We start from the raw sequence: 19,232 nt of genomic DNA, 5'->3' as shown, positions 1-19,232 counted from the left end.
GAATTGTGCAACATCTCATCAAAATGCAACTAACTAACTTTTGTAAGATGAAAATAAAGTCAATACATCATGTGGCGATTATTTGCTCGGATTACGCAGCGTCGAAGAAATTTTATGTAGAAGTATTGGGATGTTCCATTATCAAAGAAACTTTCCGAACCGAGAGGAATTCTTACAAACTAGATTTGCGAGTCGGAAACGGCGACACCATCGAGCTTTTCTCATTTCCCCATCCTCCTGAAAGAATTAACAATCCTGAAGCTTGCGGTTTGAGACATTTAGCTTTTGCCGTAGAGGACATAGAAGCATCCGTTGCTTACTTAAAATCCCAACAAGTAGAAGTAGAAGAAATTCGTCTTGACGAGATTACCGAAAAACGATTTACATTTTTCCGAGATCCCGACAACTTACCGTTAGAAATTTATGAAATTTAGAGCGACAGCAAAATTAGAAAACGCTTAGCATAAAAGATAAACAATGGACTCTATCATCAGAAACACAATCACGGTCGGAGTGCCTGCTTTAATGCTATTTATAGCCATAGTAGCTACTGGTAAAACAGGTGACGCAGCCGTTTGGTCAGGTTTGGTCAAAGTCGGCGGTTCCTTTGGTATGCTGATCGGTTTAGGTGTGTTGGTATTTGTAGGATTTGTTGCCAATTATTTTAGTTATTTTGTGGTTGATAGCTTGCTGGTGAGATTTTATCAAAAGCGGCGAGTGTTGGAACAGCCAGAACAACTGGTAACAGAAATTGATAAATTGCCGATTACCAACGACCTTAAAATCAAGCTCAAATGGGCAGTGATGCACAGCACGCCCAACAAAAACCTTAGCTTGAAACACATAATTTTAAAATGGTTTATTATCGCAGCAACTGTCAATGCCCTATTTTCAATAGTCGGTTATTTAGGACAATTCAACATTTTTTTTGAATTGACTTCTCATTTCAAACTACAATATCTGCTGGTTGGTTTCTCTACTTTTATATTTTTCGCTCTGGTGCGCTCAAAAAAAAGATGGTTGCTGGTGAGCGCATTTTGCATGATCATTAATTTGGCGGAAATTGTTCCTTGGTACTTTCCAGCGCCAGCATTTGCAGCAGCAACTTCCGCACAAAACTTGCGTATTTTGCATTCAAATGTTTTAACGAATAACCGACGCTATTCTGAGGTGATATCGCTGGTAAAAGCAGAGCAACCCGATATCGCGGTTTTTGTGGAAGTTAGCACAGTTTGGGCGAAGGAGTTAGCCGTCTTAAGCGAAATGTTTCCTTACTCTTCCCACCTGCAAGAATCAGAGAGATTTGGCAGTGCAATATACAGCAAGCTGCCTTTAGAGAATGCTTCTCTTAAAGCATTTTCAAAGCGAAGAAAGAGCTTGTTTGCGGATGTGAAATTTCAAGGTAAAATCATTTCTTTGATTCTTGTTCACCCCACTGTGCCAATCAAACAGCAGAGCTTTATCGAGCGCAATCGACAGCTAGCAGGCATTGGCGAGTATGCAGCCCAAGTCAAAAATCCCCTGATTGTGGTTGGGGATTTCAATACCACAATGTGGTCGCCATTCTACAAAAATATGGTAAAAACTGGAAAACTGCGAAATGCGCGATCGGGTTTTGGCATTTTACCGACTTGGCCGACTTTTATGCCGCTGGCTTATATTCCGATCGATCACTTTCTAGTCAGCAAAGAAATTGGTGTTTTGAAGATTCGTACTGGTCGAAATGTCGGTTCGGATCATTTGCCATTAATTACAGATTTGGTCATTTGAAGGCAGGATGCTATATTTGATCACAACTTATTGATTAACTCGGCTATTGATTAGTTGATAAGCAAAACTCACCATTAAAGTGCCAGTAAGCAAACATCTAACGAGAGTATTTTTCAATATTTTTCAAACCATAACCAGAACGTTTTATGACCTTGAGCTTGTTTTTTATACCCTCAACACCACGACTTGTACTCATATTATCAAAGTAAGCAATAATCTCATCTAGCCAACGGATAATAGTGTTCCGGCTGTCAGAAAAATAAATATTTTTTTGCTCTCAAGTGTAATTCTCCAGGTTTACATAATCCCTCTCGCAATTTATTTCCCGCTCAAGAGTTTCTCTAAAGTTTTCTTTTAATTCAGGTATGAGCTTGAGAGCGAGATACATATTTTTTACTCGGCTTATTTTTATTATTTTCTTTAAATTGAAGTTTTATTAATCCTTCGATAAGGGTCATTGAGTTTAATTAGATATATTAATACAGCACAGTAATTCCCTTGGCTTTTAATTAAGGCTATCTATTTAATCAATTTATAGTTATTTAATTAATGAGGGATGGTTTTGACGATAATACTTCTTTGGAGGCGTATTTTAAGCTTCTTTCTATCCGGGCAAGAACTTGATTCAGTCTTTTATATATTTGTTCATTTTTATTTGCTCGGGTTACTATTTATTTAGCAGAGTCAGCCTCGCTTTAGGCCAAAACTGCGATCGCACAATAGGTAAAGAGCGATCGCGAAATGCTAATAGTCTAGCTAACGGACTGCCAGCCCATAATTTAGCCTCTAAAAATTAAAGCATCCAGCGAATATGCACCAGGCCCTAAAAGGGCGATCGCAATCAGCATCAAGCAGTACATAAACGCTTTTTCCCAGCTTGGCGGTTCGCCCTTGCCATTGGGCCCTTCATACTGCCCTTCAGGAATTAAATAGGGATCGCTAGCAACAAAAGGCAACCGTTTGGATATATCTAAATAGATAGCAAATAGCATTGAACCGAGAATCGGCAGACTTGCTAAGAGTGTGAGAAATCCCAGAATCAGGCAAACTCCGCCAGCCAACATGGAAGCTGCTGAGAGAAAGCACAGAAACAGCGGCATTTTCAGAGCATCAGACCACTCTCGAAGATGTGTTATTTTTGGGTAGCCGTGCAGCAGGAATAAGCCGCCGACACCCACTCTCAACAATAAAAGTGCCCAGCCGGGAAGGTCTGCCGGAAAGACGGGATTGAGTGAACTAAGCAGTTTGAAACTTAGTTCTGGCAGATGAGGTGAAACTTGAGCGAACAGAAGCGCGATCGCCACGCCAAGAGCAAATTTATAAATCATTTTGTCATTTCCAATCTATTGAGATATTCCAAACTGGACATGATGAAACGTCAAGTACAGATTCGTAAATAGTCGGCTATACAGCCTTTTCTCTCCTACTTACTGCACCCCGCGAGTGTTGAGATCGATCGCATACAAAGAAGTGCCCGCCGCAATCAAAAGGCGATCGCGCTGGGCTCCCCCAAAAGTCAGGTTAGCGCACGTCTCCGGTAGCGGAATTTTCCCCAAGCGAGTACCGTCGGGCGCGTACACTTGCACGCTATCTTTGGAACTCGTAAAAATATTGCCGTGTTCGTCCGTTCGCAACCCGTCGGGTTCACCAGGATCTATGACTGCGAACACGCGGCCATTGTCCGCATCGCGATCGCCTACAACATCATAGGCGCGGATGTGGTGATATCCTTCGGGCATATTGAAAGCTGAACTATCCGACACATACAGGATGCTTTCGTCTGGATTGAAGGCGAGGCCGTTGGGGCGCAACATATCCGTCACCACCGCATCGATCGCACCCGTCGCCGGATCGAAGCGGTACACAAAACATCCAGGCTGTTCCTGTTCGCCGCCGTATCCCTGGTTTGGCTGGGTGAGGCCGTAGGGGGGGTCAGTAAACCAGATCGTGCCGTCACTCTTCACTACCAGGTCATTCGGGCTGTTGAGGCGCTTGCCTTGGTAGCGATCGACTAACACCTGCCATTCGCCGCTGTGTTCGCGGCGGACGATCGCGCGCAAACCCGACGAACACGAGACAAGGCGACCTTCGCGATCGCGGTAATTGCCACTTTGATAGTCGGACGGATCGCGCAAAACGCTCACTCCCTCACGGGGACTCCAGCGCAGCAGGCGGTTGCCGTGAGCGTCACTCCACACCACGCTATCATCTTCATGGAAATAAACCGGGCCTTCGCTCCAGACTGCACCGCTGGCAACCTTCTGGAGTGAAGCACCAGGACGCAGGAGCGATTTCATGCGATCGTCATAAATATTGATGCCTTCAAGCATTAGTATTTTCTACCATTTTCAAGGTCATTTATATCCTGAAACAACGATTATTCAAATAAAAATCAGTCTTTAGATATAAATCTCACTTAAGCCATTAGATAGATATTAAAATTCTATCGAGAATGTTAAGTTGACCGCAGCGAAATATCCAAAAAAGTTGTTGTGCTTTGTTAATTAAATAGCAGGCTAGACCTTTTTTAGATATAATTAACATCTAAATTTCTGCTTTTTTAAATCATTCATAATCTAAATAGGATTAGTGCAATGGCGAACTTGGTCGCAACCGAACCTTTGGCCGCTATGCCTTCATTGCCTGCTGACAAATCCGCTGGCAATCTAGAGCTAATAACGCTATTCGATGGTCCCATGCCCATCGGTGTTGCCGTATCCAAGCAAGGGCGAATTTTCATCAGCTACCCCCGTCTGGTTGACGATGTAGAATTCACCGTTGCGGAACTCAAACAGCCGCCAGAAAAAAACGGCAATCCCGTTCCCTATCCCAATGCAGAAATCCACAAGTTAGATTTAGCTTCGCCCTCAGAACGGTTGCTTTGCGTACAAGGCATGACCATCGACGCGCGCGATCGCCTTTGGCTGTTAGACCACGCAAAAATTAAACAAAATTCAGTTCCTCCCGGCGGCCCGAAACTGGTGGGAATTGACCTGGAAAGCGATCGCATTGTCAAAAAAATTCTCTTTCCCGAATCCATCGCCTCTGCCAATTCTACCCTCAATGATGTGCGCGTCGATCTGCGCTGGGGAGAAGAAGGAATTGCCTTTATTACCGACTCATCGGAAGAAGGGCCTAACGGCATTGTTGTCGTAGATTTAGCCTCTGGAAAAAGTTGGCGCAAACTCAATGACCATCCTTCAACTAAACCAATTCCAGGCTTTTTGCCAGTAGTCGAAGGCCAACCGATGATGGTGCGCCACCCAGGCCAACCGCCCAAACACATTCACACCGGTAGCGATGGCATTGCCCTCAGCGGTGACGGTCAAAGACTGTTCTATTGTCCCCTGGCAAGCCGGCACCTTTACAGCGTCAGCATTGAAGCATTAGTTAATCAAAATCTACCTGATGAAGAGGTGGCCGCCACAGTCATAGATCACGGTGAAAAAGGCGCTTCCGGTGGCATGGTTTCCGATGCTAAAAATCGCCTTTACGTGACGAACTACGAAAACAATTCGATTTTGCGCCGCCTACCGGATGGTACGTTGGAAACAGTCGCACACGATGCGCGAATGCTGTGGCCGAATTGCCTTTTTGTTGCCCAAGACGGCTATCTCTACTTTACTGTAGATCAGTGGAATAGGAACCCCAGCTATCATAATGGGCAAGACTTGCGCGAGAAACCTTACAGCCTATTTCGCATCCGAATTGATGCAGGCCAAGTCTTGCTAGATCGCAACTAAAATCGCGTTGGTAATTTCAAGTTTAACTGTAAAACTCCCTGTAAATATTAAGGAGATTGACAATGCCTGACGTTGTAGATACTGCAATCAATGCCGGTACTTTCGCTACTTTAGTAACAGCTCTCAATGTTGCTGGCTTAGCAGAGGGTTTAAAAGCAGAAGGCCCGTTTACCGTTTTTGCACCAACTGATGAAGCGTTTTCTAAACTGCCATCGGGAACTGTAGAAGCTTTGCTAGAAAATATCCCGGATCTAATCAAAGTTTTAACCTATCATGTCATTCCCGATCAAAAAATCACAGCAGCAGAAATCGGCAAAACTGATTCTGTCACCACCTCCGAAGGTTCAACGCTCAAGATTAATACCTCTGATGGAGTTAAGGTAAACGATGCTAAGGTAGTCACTCCAGATGTGGAAGCAGATAACGGTGTAATTCACATCATTGATACTGTTTTGATTCCTGAATCTCTGGGTAGTATTTAACCAGTGAGCTAAGGTAAAATTATTCTCAAACCAGCACAATTGGGCAAAAACTTGGCAATGGTAAATCCCGCGAATCACTACGATATCATCATTATTGGCACCGGTGCGGGTGGAGGTACGCTCGCTCACCGTCTCGCACCGACTGGTAAAAAGATTTTAGTGCTAGAACGAGGCGACTTTTTGCCCAGGGAAAAAGCTAATTGGAGTGCGCTAGAAGTTTATCAAAAAGAGCGCTATCACACGGACGAGCGCTGGTACGACAGGGAAGGCAAGGAGTTTAGACCCCAGACAGGCTATTGGGTTGGCGGCAATACAAAAGTTTATGGTGCGGCTCTTTTGCGGCTTCGAGAACGAGATTTCGATCGCGTAATTCATAAGGGAGGAATTTCTCCAGAATGGCCGCTCAAATACGCAGATTTTGAGCCATATTACACGCAAGCAGAAGCACTCTATGACGTTCATGGAGAGCGAGGAACCGATCCAACTGAACCGCCGTGCAGCCAACCTTATCCTTATCCGGCTGTCAGCCACGAACCTGATATGCAGGTACTCGAAAATGAGATTCGAGAACTTGGCTACAATCCGTTTAATTTGCCATTAGGATTAAAGCTGAATGAAGGCGATCGCACAAAAAGCCCTTGCATTCGCTGCGATACATTTGACGGCTATCCTTGTTTAGTAGGCGCGAAAGCCGATGCGGATGTGAATGCAATTCGTCCTACCCGCGAAAGGTATGCCAATTTTACCCTAATAACTAATGCAAAAGTCCTGCGACTGCATACCAGCAAATCAGGGCGAGAGGTGACGGGCGTAGAAACAGAAATTTTAGGGGAGCGGCAGCAGTTTACAGGCGATATTGTGGTGGTTTCCTGCGGTGCAATTAATTCGGCTGTGTTGTTATTGCAATCGGCAAACGAGAATCACCCCAATGGATTAGCAAATAGTTCCGATATGGTGGGGCGGAATTTGATGAAACATCTGGCAACCGCTCTAGTTTCCATGCACCTAGAAGTGAATCAAGCTAGCTTTCAAAAAACAATTGCTGTAAATGATTATTATTGGGGAGAGCCGGATTTTCCTTACCCAATGGGCATGGTACAAAATACTGGCAATGTGTTAGCTGATATGCTGCCGGCTGAAGCTCCTGGGCTTATGGCTCCGCTGGTAAAATTGATTCCTGAATATGAGCGGCATTTGATTGCTGAGCGCTCTGTTGGTTGGTGGTTGCAGACAGAAGATTTGCCAGATCCAAATAATCGCGTTCGGGTGGCGGGCGACAAGATTAGCCTAGATTATACGCCGAACAATACGGAAGCAGGCGATCGCCTAATTCACCGGTGGACATCTGTACTCAAATCCCTCAACCGTTGTTGTGCCAAGCACGTCATTCCCTTTAGCCTGTATCCCCGTGCCCAGATGCCGGTACAATCAGTTGGTCATCAATGCGGTACTTGTCGGTTTGGCACAGACTCCAAAACCTCAGTCCTTGACCTGAATTGCCGTACCCATGATGTTGATAATCTCTACGTTGTGGATGGCAGTTTTTTCCCCTCCAATTCAGGCGTTAACCCGACGCTGACAATTATGGCAAATGCGCTGCGCGTTGGCGATCGCCTAGCACAAAAGCTGAAGTAGCAAGGGGCAGATTCGTTGTTCGTGGTGAGATAACTAACAGTCTATGAAACAAGAGCTTTTCATCGAATCACTCATCAACCTGTTATTGCCTCTGGGCCTGATTTTTGGGCTGGTACTTCTGTTGAGCCTCAATGTTGGAGCAGGGGCGCCAGTAGAAAGTGCAGCTATTCCTTTGGAGTCCTGGCTCAAGCTAATCGTGGGCTATTTGGCAGCAGGAGCAGAAATTGCGGCTGCAATTGTCATTGGCCTGGGTATCATTCGGGGAATTTGGGAGTATCTGCATCAGTTGTTATTGCGTTCGAGATACCATGTAGATGCAACTGAAGGTATTCGTCTGAAACTGGGACGAGTGCTGGCATTGGGGCTGGAATTTACCGTAGCGAGTGATATCCTGCGTACCGCAGTTGCACCAACCCGCCAGGATATTTTGAATTTAGGGGCGATCGTTCTGCTGCGAACGCTGTTGAACTACTTCTTAGAGCGTGAGATCAGGCAGGGAGAGCAGCGCCGCATCAACGAGAAGAGCGCCATCGCAAAGGAAGCATGAGCCGAAATCGTTCCAGCTTAAAACCAATAGAAGGTGTAAATCGATCCATAAGGCGCAGGTTAACTCTCAAGGGTGAGCTCGCATTGGCCGTAGCACCCACTGCAATTGTGTTGGGCGTATTCGCTTTGGTCGAAGTGCTAAGTCGCCAACGCCTTTTATTTGCCTCCCTGGCTTCTAGTGCGTTTCTAATTTACCTAGATCCGCAGCACGGTACGAACACTATGCGAACGCTGAGCCTTGCTCAAATAATGGCAGCAACAATTGGCTGGATTGCGTACATGATTTTTGGTTCTGGATATCTCTCCGGTGGCATAGCTATGGTGGTGACAATCGTCCTGATGATCCTGCTGGATGTCGTCCATCCCCCTGCCGTCTCTACTTCCCTAAGTTTTGCTTTGAAGGCGAGTAACGAAAACAACTTAGTTTTGTTTGGTTTAGCCGTCGGCATTACTGCCCTGTTGGTGGGATTGGAGCGCTTTACTCTGTGGGTGTTAGCTCGCTACAGCACATCTTAGTCTCGCTGTTGGTGCAAACCTGACCCATGATTTCCAAAATCTAAAGTTCCAAGTTTTAAGGAGGTTACGACGATGAATGACAAGCAGCAATCTGAATCTGACGACAAAGATCTCAACGATCCTCAAAAGAATCCCGATAATCATCCGATCGCCACAGGATTGGGCGCAGTCGGCGGCAGTGTAGCCGGTGCGGCCATTGGTAATTCTGTTGGGGGAAAGGTTGGTGCTGCCATTGGTAGCATTGCAGGAGCGATCGCGGGTGGTATTGCCGGCAATGCGGTGGCTGATGTTGCTTCAGAGGCGATCGCCGAAATTCAGCCTGCGAGCGGGTTAGGTTTAGGCGCGAATGCTAAGCCAGTTGAATTGCCCAAACATTACAATTGGGAAGAATTACAAGCACTCTCAAAACCGCAAGGGTAGAGTTTGGGCAAAGAAATAGAACTACCACAGATAAACCAGCGAGAACAAAACAATCCAAATCACATCAACAAAGTGCCAAAACAAAGAAGCTGCACTCACGCCGAAGTGACCGGCATTGTAATTGCCCGGAATGAAAGAACGCACAAGCATAATTAGCTGCAAGATAATCCCGACAAAAACGTGCAAACCGTGAAACCCCGTCAGCAGATAAAATGTCGCGCCAAATAACCCCGTCGTCAGCCCAAAAGATAGGTGGTTCCACTCGATCGCCTGATTAACTAAAAAGTAAGTTCCCATCAAGGATGCCAGCAGCCAAAGCAAGCGAAATTGCGCCAGTTTCCGGCGATCGAGGGCGCGTTCGGCAAAGTAAATGACAAAACTGCTGGAAACCAGTACCGCCGTGCTAATTGCAGGTTTAAGCACCTCTAATTTCGGGACACCAGGAGGCAGCCAGTTGGGAGTTGTCTGCCGCAAGATGATGTAAGCCGCGAAAAAACTGAGGAAGACCATGCTCTCCGAAAGCAAGAACGCGGTAAAGCCAAACATCGCGTTTCCGTGTTCTTGAGAATTTTGCTTGCTTCCTTTGGGCGAGGAGTGGCGCGATCGCCCTGAATGCGTAGGATTTGCCATAAGTAACTCTTTCAGGATGGAAATTGCAGCTATTCTTGAGCAGAAGCCTGGGCGATCGGATCTGGAGAATCGACGTAGTGGTAAGGCGGCAAAGTCACAACCGGAATCTGGGCAAAATTCTCAACAGGCGGCGGCGAAGAAACCGTCCACTCCAACCCCGTAGCGTGCCAAGGATTATTAGTGGCTTTCGGGCCCTGCAACGCGGAAACCACCATATTGACGATAAAAGGCAGCGTCGCCACCCCCAGCAGAAATCCCCCCAAACTGGCAATAACGTTCAACCCTTGGTATTGCGGGTCATAGGAGGCAACTCGGCGCACCATCCCCTGCAAGCCCAACGGGTGCATCGGAAAGAAAGTGAGATTAGCCCCGATAAAAGTCAGCCAGAAGTGGATTTTACCCCAGCCCTCGGCATACATCCGCCCCGTCATTTTGGGAAACCAGTAGTAAATTGCTCCAAAAATCGCAATTGTTACAGTGTTGAAGACAATGTAGTGGAAGTGACCGACTACGAAATATGTGTTATTTACGTGCAGGTCAAACGGCACTGCCCCCAGCATGACACCAGTGATGCCACCGAAAAGAAACATCACCACACCTCCCAAGGCAAACAACATCGGCGTTTGTAGGTGCAGCTTTCCGCCCCAGACAGTAGCAGTCCAAGCGAATACCTTGACACCAGTCGGTACGGCCACCAACATCGTGGAGAACATGAACAACATCCGCATCCAGCCAGGGGTGCCGCTGGCAAACAGGTGGTGTACCCAGACGAATATGCTGACTAGAGAAATGGCAAAGGATGCGATCGCGACTGATTTATAGCCAAACAAAGGGTTGCGGGAAAAAGCCGGCAGTATCTCCGAGAAGATGCCAAAGGCAGGCAGCGCCATCACGTAAACTGCTGGGTGTGAGTAAAACCAGAATAAGTGCTGATAAAGAATCGGACTGCCATCGTTAAAGGGATCGAAAAAGGTTGTCCCCAGCGCCAAATCGAAAAACAGCAGCACCGCAGCCGCAGTGAGGGCAGGCAGGCAAAACAGTTGCAGCAACTGAGCACTCAAAACCGTCCAGACGAAGATGGGCATCCGAAACCACGTCATGCCCGGTGCCCGCATCCTGAGTATGGTCGTCACGAAGTTAACTCCCCCCATAATCGACGAGATGCCCAGCAGCGCGATACTCAAAAGCCAGATCAGTTGACCGTTGATTAAATGACCCGACGGGTTCTGGATACTAACCGGCGGGTAAGACCACCAGCCAGCCTGGGCGGTACCGCTGGGCAGGAAAAAGCTCGACAGCAGTAACAAACCCGCCGGGGGAACTATCCAGAAGGAGATGGCATTGAGGAGAGGAAACGCCATGTCCCGCGCCCCAATCATCAGCGGTATTAGATAGTTAGCTAGACCCACCAGACACGGGAACACCCACAGGAAGATCATCATCGTGCCGTGCATCGTGAACAAGCCATTGTAGAGGGGGCGATCGACTAGATTTAATTGCGGTTGGATCAGTTCGGCGCGAATAATCATCGAGAATAAACCCGCGATCAGGAAGAAGATAAAGGCAGTGATTAGGTATTGAATGCCGATAACTTTGTGATCTTTACTGAATCTGAGGTAGCGCCCCCAACCAATCGGATTTTCAGTGCGCTCGCTTTCAGAATTATTACCACCGGCAATGTTTTCAATCGAGTTATTTGTCATCTTTCAGTTGTTAATTATTAATAAACAGGAAATTTGGTTTTTTGCCGATGGTTCGATCAGTTGGGATGATTTACAACAGGAGGCGGAGCCGGCAAAACAGTCGGCCAGAAACTACCTCTGGCTTTCTGGACTTGGTTTGTGTGTTCAGAAACCGCCTGATTGCTTGCAGGAGTTGGCGATTGTGCCGCAGCTTGGGCCAGCCAGCGATCGTAAGCTTCCGGGGATTCAACGTACACATCCGCCTGCATCAATGCAAAGTAAGTGCCGCTGAATTGAGAATCCCTCAACCGATATTTGCCTTCTCGGATCGGCGCGAACACAAAGTTAAGAGTGCGGTTAGGGATGATGTCTTGCTTGATGCGGAACTCAGGAACATAAAAACCGTGAATAACATCCTGCGATTGCAAGGTCAGCCGCACATTTTGATTAACTGGCAGGTGCAATTCTGTACTGGTAACATTCCGGCGCGGATAGCGGAAAGACCAAGACCACTGTTTAGAAATTACCTCAATTTCTTCAGTAACTGGTTTAGAATTGTTGTTGTTTTCACTGGGTTTATTGGCGGCATAAACAGGTTGTTCTAGAGGCAGGTGCAAGTGTGCGATCGGTGTCAAACCCTGGATGTTGATTTGCTGATAAATGATGTAGCTTTGAGCCGCAATCCACAACACTAACAGCACCGGAACAACTACCCAAAGAAGCTCGATTTTCCAATTTCCCCTCGCAGGATGACCGTGGCTGAAGTCTCCTTTCTGTGCCCGGGAAGTGAGGATAGAATAGAGGATAATGGCAACAATTCCCACAAAAATAAACGCTCCGATCGACACCAGGAAGCTAAACAGATTGTCAACTTGTTTCGCTTCTGCTGTTCCCTGACTGGGCATCCAAGAATAGGCCTGCTGTCCCACCCAGTGGCTGGCGACTATATCCACGGCGATCGCAATAGCTAATAGCAAGGCCTTAAAAACTTTCATCAGAAAAACGGGTAGAAACCTTAAAGATGCGTATTCTAACTGAAAACAGTTAATTTGTTTACCTATTTACTTGAGCGCAGAACTAGGATTCCCCCCCTGTCGGAGCAAACCCGCAGCGGTATTGTGAATCCCAAACTGGTCTCCCAGATGTGCTCCCAGCGTCCCGTGAACGAATAGGAAACCCAGCATGACCACGCCTGCTAGCAAATAGCTCCACTGTACTTGCCTGGTGGCTTCCGGGCGCCAGCGGTAGCGCTGAAACCCCCTCCACACAGTCATGGCAACGATCGCCCCCAACAGCAAAACTCCGCCCAAACCGTGCAAGATCATCGTTGGAGCTGCTCCCAATCCCCACGCGCTCTTGACATTCGCTGCCGGATCTGCGAGCATAATCTCGAAAAAGCCCGCTGCTACAGTAAAAAATGTGACGATCGCACTGGCGACCAAATTGTACCAGCCCACATCATAAAAGCTCGATCGGATTGCAGGGAGAGCCAAAAATTTAAAGATTGGTCTTTCTAAGGGAAAAAGATTTCCTGCTATATCAAATAAGATCGCAATGATAAACAAACCCAGCGTGAAATGCACAAAATTCGGATGAATTGGCACTTCGTAGGGTAGTCTATTTGCACCTAGCTTGAACCCCAACTGATCGACAAGTTGCTGCACAAGTTGGGAGTTCATTGTAAAATTCCTCTTTTCGTCGCTTCAACGATCGGTTCTACGTGCAACCCGTACACCCAAACCAGCCGAGTTCCCAAATATGTTTGGAAGAAAACCAAGCAGCTCAAAAATGTTGCCGCACCCAGATAAGCAGCCGGTACTTTCAAGGGGTCGCGCCTGCGAATTACGAAGCGCCAACCTGCAATAGCTGCAAGGACTGCCGCCAGCAACCAACCAGTAATTGTGTGCAAATCTAGTACAGGCTTAGCTACCTCATAAGGTTGCGCCAAACCAGCTTCAAATTGACCGAAAATGACAGCTAGAAAGATAGAAACCGCGGCGACAAACAAATTCCAAAAACTCACCTCAAACAAGCGGTGATTGCGGGTAAAATAGCCAGTAACGTCGCAGAAAAACGAGAAAAACACCATCGCAATTACAAAGTGAACAATAATCGGATGGATCGGATCGGGGTAAGGTAGATTTTCGCTATTGAGAGGTAGAGCCGGCATTACTTTATCCTTACGGCATCAAGGCGTTACCGTTACTTTATATAGCAACGCCCAAATTTAGTTGGTCTTGCTAATAACTATTCCCTTATAATTACCACTTTGATATCTATCTAAAGATTGATTTAGTGCGTCTAAATCATTCATGCAATTGTACCGCGAACAAGATGGTCACACTACAATGCCCACAACTCATTGAAACGTGCTATGTAAAACAAAATTGTATCAGTTTCATGGCTTTTTACTAACTTGCTGAATCAGTTTTGCTACCAGTGCAGTCCATCCCGTCTGGTGGGACGCGCCCAATCCTGCACCATTGTCGCCGTGAAAGTATTCATGAAACAAAATCATGTCGCGCCATTGAGGATCGTTTTGAAACTTCTCTAAACTGCCATAAACAGGTCTTTTACCATCTTTTCCCCTCATAAAAATGCTGTTTAGCCGCTGCTCTAGTTGCAAGGCAACTTCCCATAAATTAAGCATAACTCCAGAGCCTGTAGGAAATTCTACTTGGAAATCATCGCCGAAATAATGGTAGTATTTTTGCAACGATTCAATTAATAAGAAATTTAAGGGAAACCAGATCGGGCCGCGCCAGTTAGAATTGCCACCAAATTGCCCAGTCGTAGACTCAGCCGGCTCATAGTCTACCTGATATTTAGTGCCATCCCACTCAAAAATAAATGGATGTTCTAAGTGATAGCGAGAGATGGAGCGGATGCCGTAGGGCGAGAGAAATTCGTTTTCATCAAACAGCCTTTTGAGGACGCGCTGCAATGCTTCGGGGGTGACAATTGAAAGCAGCCGCCGCTGACCGACTCCTTTAATTTCCATACTAGCAATATTCTTGGCGAGTTCCGGGCGGTTCTTGAAAAACCAATCGATTTGCTCTTTAAGTCCCGGCACTGTTTCTAATAAGTCAGCTTCCAGAGTATCGACAGCAAATAGCAGCGTCATCCCCACCATTGAACGGACTTTTAGCAAGCAACATTGACCGTTAGGCTGGGACAGAGCATCGTAGTAAAATCCATCTTCATCGTCCCATAAAGCAATTTGTTCGGGGCCGACATGGTTAACAGCATCAGCTATATAGAGGAAGTGTTCAAAAAATTTGAGCGCCATATCCGAGTAAACTCGATCTTCCCTGGCAAGTTCTAAGGCGATCGCTAACATATTCAGTGCAAACATTCCCATCCAAGCAGTCCCGTCTGCTTGTTCTAAATAGCCGCCAGTTGGCAAGGGTTTGCTGCGGTCAAATACCCCAATATTATCTAAACCTAAAAAGCCGCCTTGAAAAAGGTTTGCACCTTGAGGATCTTTGCGGTTTACCCACCAAATAAAATTGAGCAGCAATCTGTGAAACATCCGTTCGAGGAAGTCGCGATCGCCTTTACCTACTCGCTTTTGTTCAATTTTATAAACTCGCCATGCCGCCCAAGCTTGCACGGGTGGATTGACATCTCCAAATGCCCATTCATAAGCTGGAATTTGACCATTTGGGTGCATATACCACTCGCGAGTTAGCAGTAGCAATTGCCGCTTGGCAAAGTCAGCATCAATTAAAGCGAGCGGAATGCAGTGAAATGCCAAATCCCAGGCTGCAAACCAAGGATATTCCCATTTATCAGGCATGGAAATGACTTCTTCTGCATATAAATTTCGCCAGTCAGCATTGCGACTATTTAAACGCTGAGCTGATGGTGTGGGTTCTGCGCGATCGCCTTGCAACCAAGTGCGAACATCGTAGGCATAAAATTGTTTACTCCACAATAATCCCGCAAAGGCTTGACGCTGTACGTTGCGGACATCTTCATCAAGATTTGGAGTCAGCGAGTCATAAAATTCATCGGCTTCTTTTTCCCTTTGAATGAATGTTTCCGCAAACTCTTGGCTAAAAGGAGTATCGGTGTAAGAATCAGTAAATCTGAGTTCGATAACTGCCGTTTCTCCTCGACCGATTTCTAGGTGATAGTGGGCAGCCGCTTTCGTGCCAATCTGAGCAGGATTTACAGCATCTTTGCGATTGTGAACTATTAATTCGTGGAAAGCATCTTTAACGTAAGGTGAGGTATTGGGGACACTGTAGAGACGCTGTAGATTAGTCTCATTTTCTGTAAATAACAAGGGGGGACGACCTTGACAAAACAGCCAGCGATCGCCATATTTTTGATGTTGAGCTTTAATAATTCCATCGGCTGCTTGAGAAACCAGCGCTTGTTTTTCGCTACCCGTCCACGACCAAGTATTGCGAAACCATAAAGTCGGCAATAAGTCAAGGGTTGCTGTTTCCGAACCTCGGTTAGTGGCGCTGATGCGAATGCAAATATCTTCTGGGGAGGCTTTGGCATATTCAGCAACGATATCGAAGTAGCGATCGCCCTCAAAAATTCCTGTATCCAGCAACTCAAATTCTGGTTGAGATTTGTTGCGCCTCGCATTTTCCTCAACCAACAAAGTATAAGGATATTCTTGCTGCGGATATTTGTACAGCCAGCGCATATAAGAATGAGTTGGCGTATTGTCTAAATAAAAGTAGTATTCTTTGACATCCTCTCCGTGATTTCCTTGACTGTTCGTAAGCCCAAAAAAACGCTCTTTCAAAATGGGATCTTTGCCGTTCCACAGTGCGAGGGCGAAACAAATTTGACCGTGGCGATCGCAAAATCCCCCTAACCCGTCTTCACCCCAGCGATAGGCGCGCGATCGCGCCATATCGTGAGGGAAATACTCCCAAGCCGTACCGTAGGGCGAATAATCTTCGCGGACTGTTCCCCACTGGCGATCGCTTAAATAAGATCCCCAGCGGTTCCAGTGGGCTGTCATTTCAGCATTTTCTTGAATTCGTTTCTGTTCAGCATCCATTGCAGTTATCCGAGAATATTTCAGATTGCAGAATCTAGATTAGCCGCCTGTGGCAAATCCTGGATACAACGTCATTCCACCATCCACAAACAACGTCGCACCGCAAACATAATCCGAGTCATCAGAAGCCAGCCAAACAGCAGTTTTAGCGATATCTTCTACTTCCCCTACTCGACCGTAAGGAATCAGCTTTAATAACTTTGCTTCGGCTTCTGGCGTCTCCCATGCTGATTTATTGATGGGGGTTTTGATGGCCCCTGGCGCAATACTATTGACTCGGATTCTATGGGGTGCGAGTTCTTGAGCCATACTCCGCATCATCATATTAATACCGCCTTTACTAGCAGCATAGTTGACGTGGCCGGCCCAAGGAATGACCTCATGTACTGAACTCATGCAAATAATTTTCCCAGCAGCCGATGAAATATGGGGTTGTACGCCCCGCCGCATAAATTCTTTGGCAGCTTCGCGGGCACATAAAAACTGTCCCGTTAGATTGACTCCAATCACCAGGTTCCAATGATCGATAGTCATGTCTACGAGGGGCGAATCTTTTTGCAGACCTGCGTTATTAACCAGAATGTCGATCGTACCAAATTCCTTGAACATCTGGCTGAACATAGCCTTAACTTCGTCTTCCTTGCTGACATCGGCACCAAGAGCGATCGCTTCTGCGCCCGCAGCCTTAATGTCAGCCACAATTTTCTGCGCTTCTTCAGCTTCCGAGTGGTAATTAACTGCAACAGATGCACCCGCTGAAGCTAGAGAACGGGCGATCGCTTCGCCGATACCAGAACTTGCGCCCGTTACAAGAGCTTTTTGGCCTTTCAGAAGCTCAGGGGAAAAGCTCATAATTTTTTCTCCGTTATTTTTTTATTTTACACTTATAGAGATTTTACTTGTCAAATTGATAACAATTTTGTGTCAAAGTTCTGACCAAACTAGCTACTAGAGATTTATTTCCTTCAAAGTCTTGCTAATTCTAGCGTCTAGTCATTGGGAATACAAATATATTTCTATCTTAAGAATTATATTTGTTAAATTTATCTCTTTCTTAAGATAGATACTTTTGAATAATTATTACCTATAACTTGAAGTTAGTTAGAATATATAGCCTTTCGAGTTCTCTTAGGAGGTACTATAGGGCATAGGGCCTAGGGCATACCTCACTTTTTTGACAACCGCTGTAGTTGCATTTTTATATAATTGAGGAGCAAATAATAAGGGTGTTAGAATAAAAAAATGGTTAACAAACGGTTTATATGCGACTTAATAAAACCGCTTGTAAGGCGCAAAATTTTGGTTTTAAAAGCAGTGAATGGATTAATAAAATCCTCCGTCCATACCGAGACAACAATTTTCTTAGGTATGTCAATAATTATCAAGCTTAACGAACAGTATTATGAACAACACAATCTATCAAACTGTAATTGTAGGTGGCGGCTTTGCGGGGCTATTTACAGCTTTGCACTTGAGCCATCAACACTATCCCCGTTCTGTAATTTTGATAGAAAAAGAGGATCGCTTTTGCTTTAAGCCGTTACTTTATGAATATTTTAGCGGAGAGATGGGTGCAGAAGAAGTTTGGCCGCGCTATGATGAATTGCTAAAAGGTAGCGGTGTAATCTTTGTTAAAGATGCCGTTCAATCCATTGATTTGCACGGGCGCGAAGTGAAAGTAACATCGGGGGATTCTTACAATTACAGCAATTTAGTTTTAGCTTTAGGCAGCGTTACAGGATATTTTGGTATAGAGGGAGCTCAAGAAAATGCGTTCCCTTTCCGTACCGGAGAAGATGCGATCGCCATTGATAAACACCTACGCGATTGCTTCCAGCAAGCTCTTCAGATTCCAGATGCAGAACAGCGTCGCAAATTCCTGACAGTCACCGTAGTAGGTGCTGGACCTTCCGGTGTGGAAATGGCAGGTACATTAGGCGATTTACTACCTAATTGGTTTGCTGCAATGGGTGGCAATCCAGCAGAAGTACGGGTCGTTTTACTCAATCACGGCAAGGAAATTCTTGACAGCGATATTAATAGTCACCTGCGCGAAATTGCGAAAAAGGCTCTGCAAAAGCGCACTGTACCCGTAGAATTTATTATGGAGGCAAAAGCGACTGCTATTCGCGTCAACGAAGTTGAATATAAGCGCCAGGAACAGATAGAAACTTTACCTACATCTACAGTAATTTGGACGACAGGAACTAACATTAACTCGCTCATTAAAGGTTTAGCAATTTCTGAGGAAAGCCGAGACAAACACGGCAACCCTTTAGTGAACCCTACACTACAACTGCTAGATTTTCCCGAAGTTTTTGCGGCAGGAGATTGTGCAACAGTTCAAGGCAATTCTTTACCTGCCACCGCTCAAGTTGCTTATCAGCAGGGAGCTGCAATTGCTCACAATTTGAAAGCTCTCGCTTTAGGAAATAGCCTAAAACCTGCTGAAGTTAACCTGCGGGGAACGCTGCTAAAACTCGGGATAGAAGAAAGCGTGGCTAACATTTACAATAGCATTGAAGTTGCCGGAGAAGTCGGTCACTTAATCCGCCAAGGTACTTATTTAGAGTTATTACCTACTCCAATTCATAATTTTAAAGTAACAACGGAATGGTTAAAAGATGAAATTTTTGAGCAGCACTTGCACCCGATTCAGACTGGGGAGGTTATTAAATGGGTCGGCGGTGCAGTAGTCGGTCTTGTCGTCGCCCGAAAATTGATTCAAATGTTAGGAGATAGCAAAGATAAGATAGATACTTAAGGGCTAAAGTGCATA

The 19,232-nt window shown here is 45.9% G+C and carries 19 protein-coding genes; 9 read left to right on the top strand and 10 right to left on the bottom strand.

Annotated elements, in window-relative coordinates; translation table 11 throughout:
• The first annotated feature begins 47 nt into the window (after positions 1-47).
• A complete protein-coding gene (gloA2, locus tag QUA33_RS07615; RefSeq protein ID WP_333147778.1) occupies positions 48-434 on the top strand; it encodes an SMU1112c/YaeR family gloxylase I-like metalloprotein in 387 nt (128 codons plus the stop codon).
• 43 nt (positions 435-477) lie between these two features.
• Complete coding sequence (locus QUA33_RS07610) at positions 478-1,770, top strand: endonuclease/exonuclease/phosphatase family protein (protein WP_333147776.1); 1,293 nt, start codon at positions 478-480, stop codon at positions 1,768-1,770.
• Positions 1,771-1,867: 97 nt separating this feature from the next.
• Here QUA33_RS07610 and QUA33_RS28195 read toward each other — a convergent pair whose 3' ends face one another.
• The 3 genes from QUA33_RS28195 to QUA33_RS07600 form a co-directional block, all read right to left on the bottom strand.
• Entirely contained in the window at positions 1,868-1,984 is a 117-nt protein-coding gene (locus QUA33_RS28195; protein WP_445251067.1) for a transposase, read from the bottom strand.
• Positions 1,985-2,549: 565 nt separating this feature from the next.
• Positions 2,550-3,098 carry a DoxX family protein gene (locus QUA33_RS07605; RefSeq protein WP_333147774.1) on the bottom strand — a complete coding sequence of 183 codons (549 nt, stop codon included), beginning with the start codon at positions 3,096-3,098 and terminating at the stop codon, positions 2,550-2,552.
• Between the two features lie 99 nt (positions 3,099-3,197).
• The gene (locus QUA33_RS07600; RefSeq protein ID WP_333147772.1) at positions 3,198-4,100 is read right to left on the bottom strand and encodes an SMP-30/gluconolactonase/LRE family protein; all 903 of its coding nucleotides are present in this window, start codon (positions 4,098-4,100) and stop codon (positions 3,198-3,200) included.
• Between the two features lie 264 nt (positions 4,101-4,364).
• On the opposite strand from QUA33_RS07600, the gene QUA33_RS07595 reads away from it, so the two are divergent.
• The 6 genes from QUA33_RS07595 (at position 4,365) to QUA33_RS07570 (ending at position 9,112) form a co-directional block, all read left to right on the top strand.
• Positions 4,365-5,513 carry an L-dopachrome tautomerase-related protein gene (locus QUA33_RS07595; RefSeq protein ID WP_333147770.1) on the top strand — a complete coding sequence of 383 codons (1,149 nt, stop codon included), beginning with the start codon at positions 4,365-4,367 and terminating at the stop codon, positions 5,511-5,513.
• Between the two features lie 62 nt (positions 5,514-5,575).
• A complete protein-coding gene (locus QUA33_RS07590) occupies positions 5,576-5,995 on the top strand; it encodes a fasciclin domain-containing protein (protein WP_333147769.1) in 420 nt (139 codons plus the stop codon).
• 57 nt (positions 5,996-6,052) lie between these two features.
• Positions 6,053-7,630, top strand: coding sequence for a GMC family oxidoreductase (locus QUA33_RS07585; RefSeq protein WP_333147767.1), 1,578 nt, complete (start codon positions 6,053-6,055; stop codon positions 7,628-7,630).
• 43 nt (positions 7,631-7,673) lie between these two features.
• Positions 7,674-8,177: a DUF1622 domain-containing protein gene (locus QUA33_RS07580; RefSeq protein WP_333147765.1), complete on the top strand. Its 504-nt coding sequence runs from the start codon at positions 7,674-7,676 to the stop codon at positions 8,175-8,177.
• Between the two features lie 83 nt (positions 8,178-8,260).
• Positions 8,261-8,692: an HPP family protein gene (locus QUA33_RS07575; protein ID WP_333096708.1), complete on the top strand. Its 432-nt coding sequence runs from the start codon at positions 8,261-8,263 to the stop codon at positions 8,690-8,692.
• A 72-nt stretch (positions 8,693-8,764) separates the two neighbouring features.
• Positions 8,765-9,112: a colicin V family bacteriocin gene (locus QUA33_RS07570; protein WP_333147764.1), complete on the top strand. Its 348-nt coding sequence runs from the start codon at positions 8,765-8,767 to the stop codon at positions 9,110-9,112.
• 21 nt (positions 9,113-9,133) lie between these two features.
• Here the strand turns inward: QUA33_RS07570 and QUA33_RS07565 are convergent, their stop codons facing one another.
• The 7 genes from QUA33_RS07565 to QUA33_RS07535 all read right to left on the bottom strand — a co-directional run bounded on the left by QUA33_RS07565 (position 9,134) and on the right by QUA33_RS07535 (position 17,305).
• Positions 9,134-9,742: a heme-copper oxidase subunit III gene (locus QUA33_RS07565; protein WP_333096706.1), complete on the bottom strand. Its 609-nt coding sequence runs from the start codon at positions 9,740-9,742 to the stop codon at positions 9,134-9,136.
• A gap of 29 nt (positions 9,743-9,771) precedes the next feature.
• The gene (ctaD, locus tag QUA33_RS07560) at positions 9,772-11,445 is read right to left on the bottom strand and encodes a cytochrome c oxidase subunit I (protein ID WP_333147762.1); all 1,674 of its coding nucleotides are present in this window, start codon (positions 11,443-11,445) and stop codon (positions 9,772-9,774) included.
• A gap of 56 nt (positions 11,446-11,501) precedes the next feature.
• Complete coding sequence (locus QUA33_RS07555) at positions 11,502-12,419, bottom strand: cytochrome c oxidase subunit II transmembrane domain-containing protein (protein ID WP_333147760.1); 918 nt, start codon at positions 12,417-12,419, stop codon at positions 11,502-11,504.
• 66 nt (positions 12,420-12,485) lie between these two features.
• Positions 12,486-13,103, bottom strand: coding sequence for a DUF2231 domain-containing protein (locus QUA33_RS07550; RefSeq protein WP_333147758.1), 618 nt, complete (start codon positions 13,101-13,103; stop codon positions 12,486-12,488).
• On the bottom strand, positions 13,100-13,594 hold the full coding sequence (locus tag QUA33_RS07545; RefSeq protein ID WP_333147756.1) for a DUF2231 domain-containing protein: 495 nt from the start codon (positions 13,592-13,594) through the stop codon (positions 13,100-13,102). The genes QUA33_RS07550 and QUA33_RS07545 overlap by 4 nt, the downstream gene beginning before the upstream one ends.
• A gap of 228 nt (positions 13,595-13,822) precedes the next feature.
• Positions 13,823-16,453 (bottom strand): MGH1-like glycoside hydrolase domain-containing protein, encoded by a 2,631-nt coding sequence (locus QUA33_RS07540; RefSeq protein WP_333147755.1) that lies wholly within the window; start codon positions 16,451-16,453, stop codon positions 13,823-13,825.
• A 39-nt stretch (positions 16,454-16,492) separates the two neighbouring features.
• Entirely contained in the window at positions 16,493-17,305 is an 813-nt protein-coding gene (locus tag QUA33_RS07535; RefSeq protein ID WP_333147753.1) for an SDR family oxidoreductase, read from the bottom strand.
• A gap of 550 nt (positions 17,306-17,855) precedes the next feature.
• Here QUA33_RS07535 and QUA33_RS07530 point away from each other — a divergent pair.
• Positions 17,856-19,217: an NAD(P)/FAD-dependent oxidoreductase gene (locus QUA33_RS07530; RefSeq protein WP_333147751.1), complete on the top strand. Its 1,362-nt coding sequence runs from the start codon at positions 17,856-17,858 to the stop codon at positions 19,215-19,217.
• The last annotated feature ends 15 nt before the right edge of the window (positions 19,218-19,232 follow it).

Origin of the sequence: Microcoleus sp. Pol14D4 (assembly GCF_036701245.1) — a bacterium.
In the GTDB taxonomy this organism is placed as follows: domain Bacteria; phylum Cyanobacteriota; class Cyanobacteriia; order Cyanobacteriales; family Microcoleaceae; genus Microcoleus.
Note: the sequence above shows the minus strand (reverse complement) of the source record. Positions and strands in the feature narration are given on the sequence as shown.

Bases quoted from the DNA above. Each gene is read 5' to 3' on its own strand.
- QUA33_RS07540 (WP_333147755.1), bottom strand. From the start codon at position 16,453: ATGGATGCTGAACAGAAACGAATTCAAGAAAATGCTGAAATGACAGCC.
- QUA33_RS07550 (WP_333147758.1), bottom strand. From the start codon at position 13,103: ATGAACTCCCAACTTGTGCAGCAACTTGTCGATCAGTTGGGGTTCAAG.
- QUA33_RS07530 (WP_333147751.1), top strand. From the start codon at position 17,856: ATGAACAACACAATCTATCAAACTGTAATTGTAGGTGGCGGCTTTGCG.
- QUA33_RS07595 (WP_333147770.1), top strand. From the start codon at position 4,365: ATGGCGAACTTGGTCGCAACCGAACCTTTGGCCGCTATGCCTTCATTG.
- QUA33_RS07610 (WP_333147776.1), top strand. From the start codon at position 478: ATGGACTCTATCATCAGAAACACAATCACGGTCGGAGTGCCTGCTTTA.
- QUA33_RS07605 (WP_333147774.1), bottom strand. From the start codon at position 3,098: ATGATTTATAAATTTGCTCTTGGCGTGGCGATCGCGCTTCTGTTCGCT.
- QUA33_RS07555 (WP_333147760.1), bottom strand. From the start codon at position 12,419: ATGAAAGTTTTTAAGGCCTTGCTATTAGCTATTGCGATCGCCGTGGAT.
- QUA33_RS07570 (WP_333147764.1), top strand. From the start codon at position 8,765: ATGAATGACAAGCAGCAATCTGAATCTGACGACAAAGATCTCAACGAT.
- QUA33_RS07535 (WP_333147753.1), bottom strand. From the start codon at position 17,305: ATGAGCTTTTCCCCTGAGCTTCTGAAAGGCCAAAAAGCTCTTGTAACG.
- QUA33_RS07585 (WP_333147767.1), top strand. From the start codon at position 6,053: ATGGTAAATCCCGCGAATCACTACGATATCATCATTATTGGCACCGGT.
- gloA2 (WP_333147778.1), top strand. From the start codon at position 48: ATGAAAATAAAGTCAATACATCATGTGGCGATTATTTGCTCGGATTAC.
- QUA33_RS07590 (WP_333147769.1), top strand. From the start codon at position 5,576: ATGCCTGACGTTGTAGATACTGCAATCAATGCCGGTACTTTCGCTACT.
- QUA33_RS07565 (WP_333096706.1), bottom strand. From the start codon at position 9,742: ATGGCAAATCCTACGCATTCAGGGCGATCGCGCCACTCCTCGCCCAAA.
- ctaD (WP_333147762.1), bottom strand. From the start codon at position 11,445: ATGACAAATAACTCGATTGAAAACATTGCCGGTGGTAATAATTCTGAA.
- QUA33_RS07545 (WP_333147756.1), bottom strand. From the start codon at position 13,594: ATGCCGGCTCTACCTCTCAATAGCGAAAATCTACCTTACCCCGATCCG.
- QUA33_RS07600 (WP_333147772.1), bottom strand. From the start codon at position 4,100: ATGCTTGAAGGCATCAATATTTATGACGATCGCATGAAATCGCTCCTG.
- QUA33_RS07580 (WP_333147765.1), top strand. From the start codon at position 7,674: ATGAAACAAGAGCTTTTCATCGAATCACTCATCAACCTGTTATTGCCT.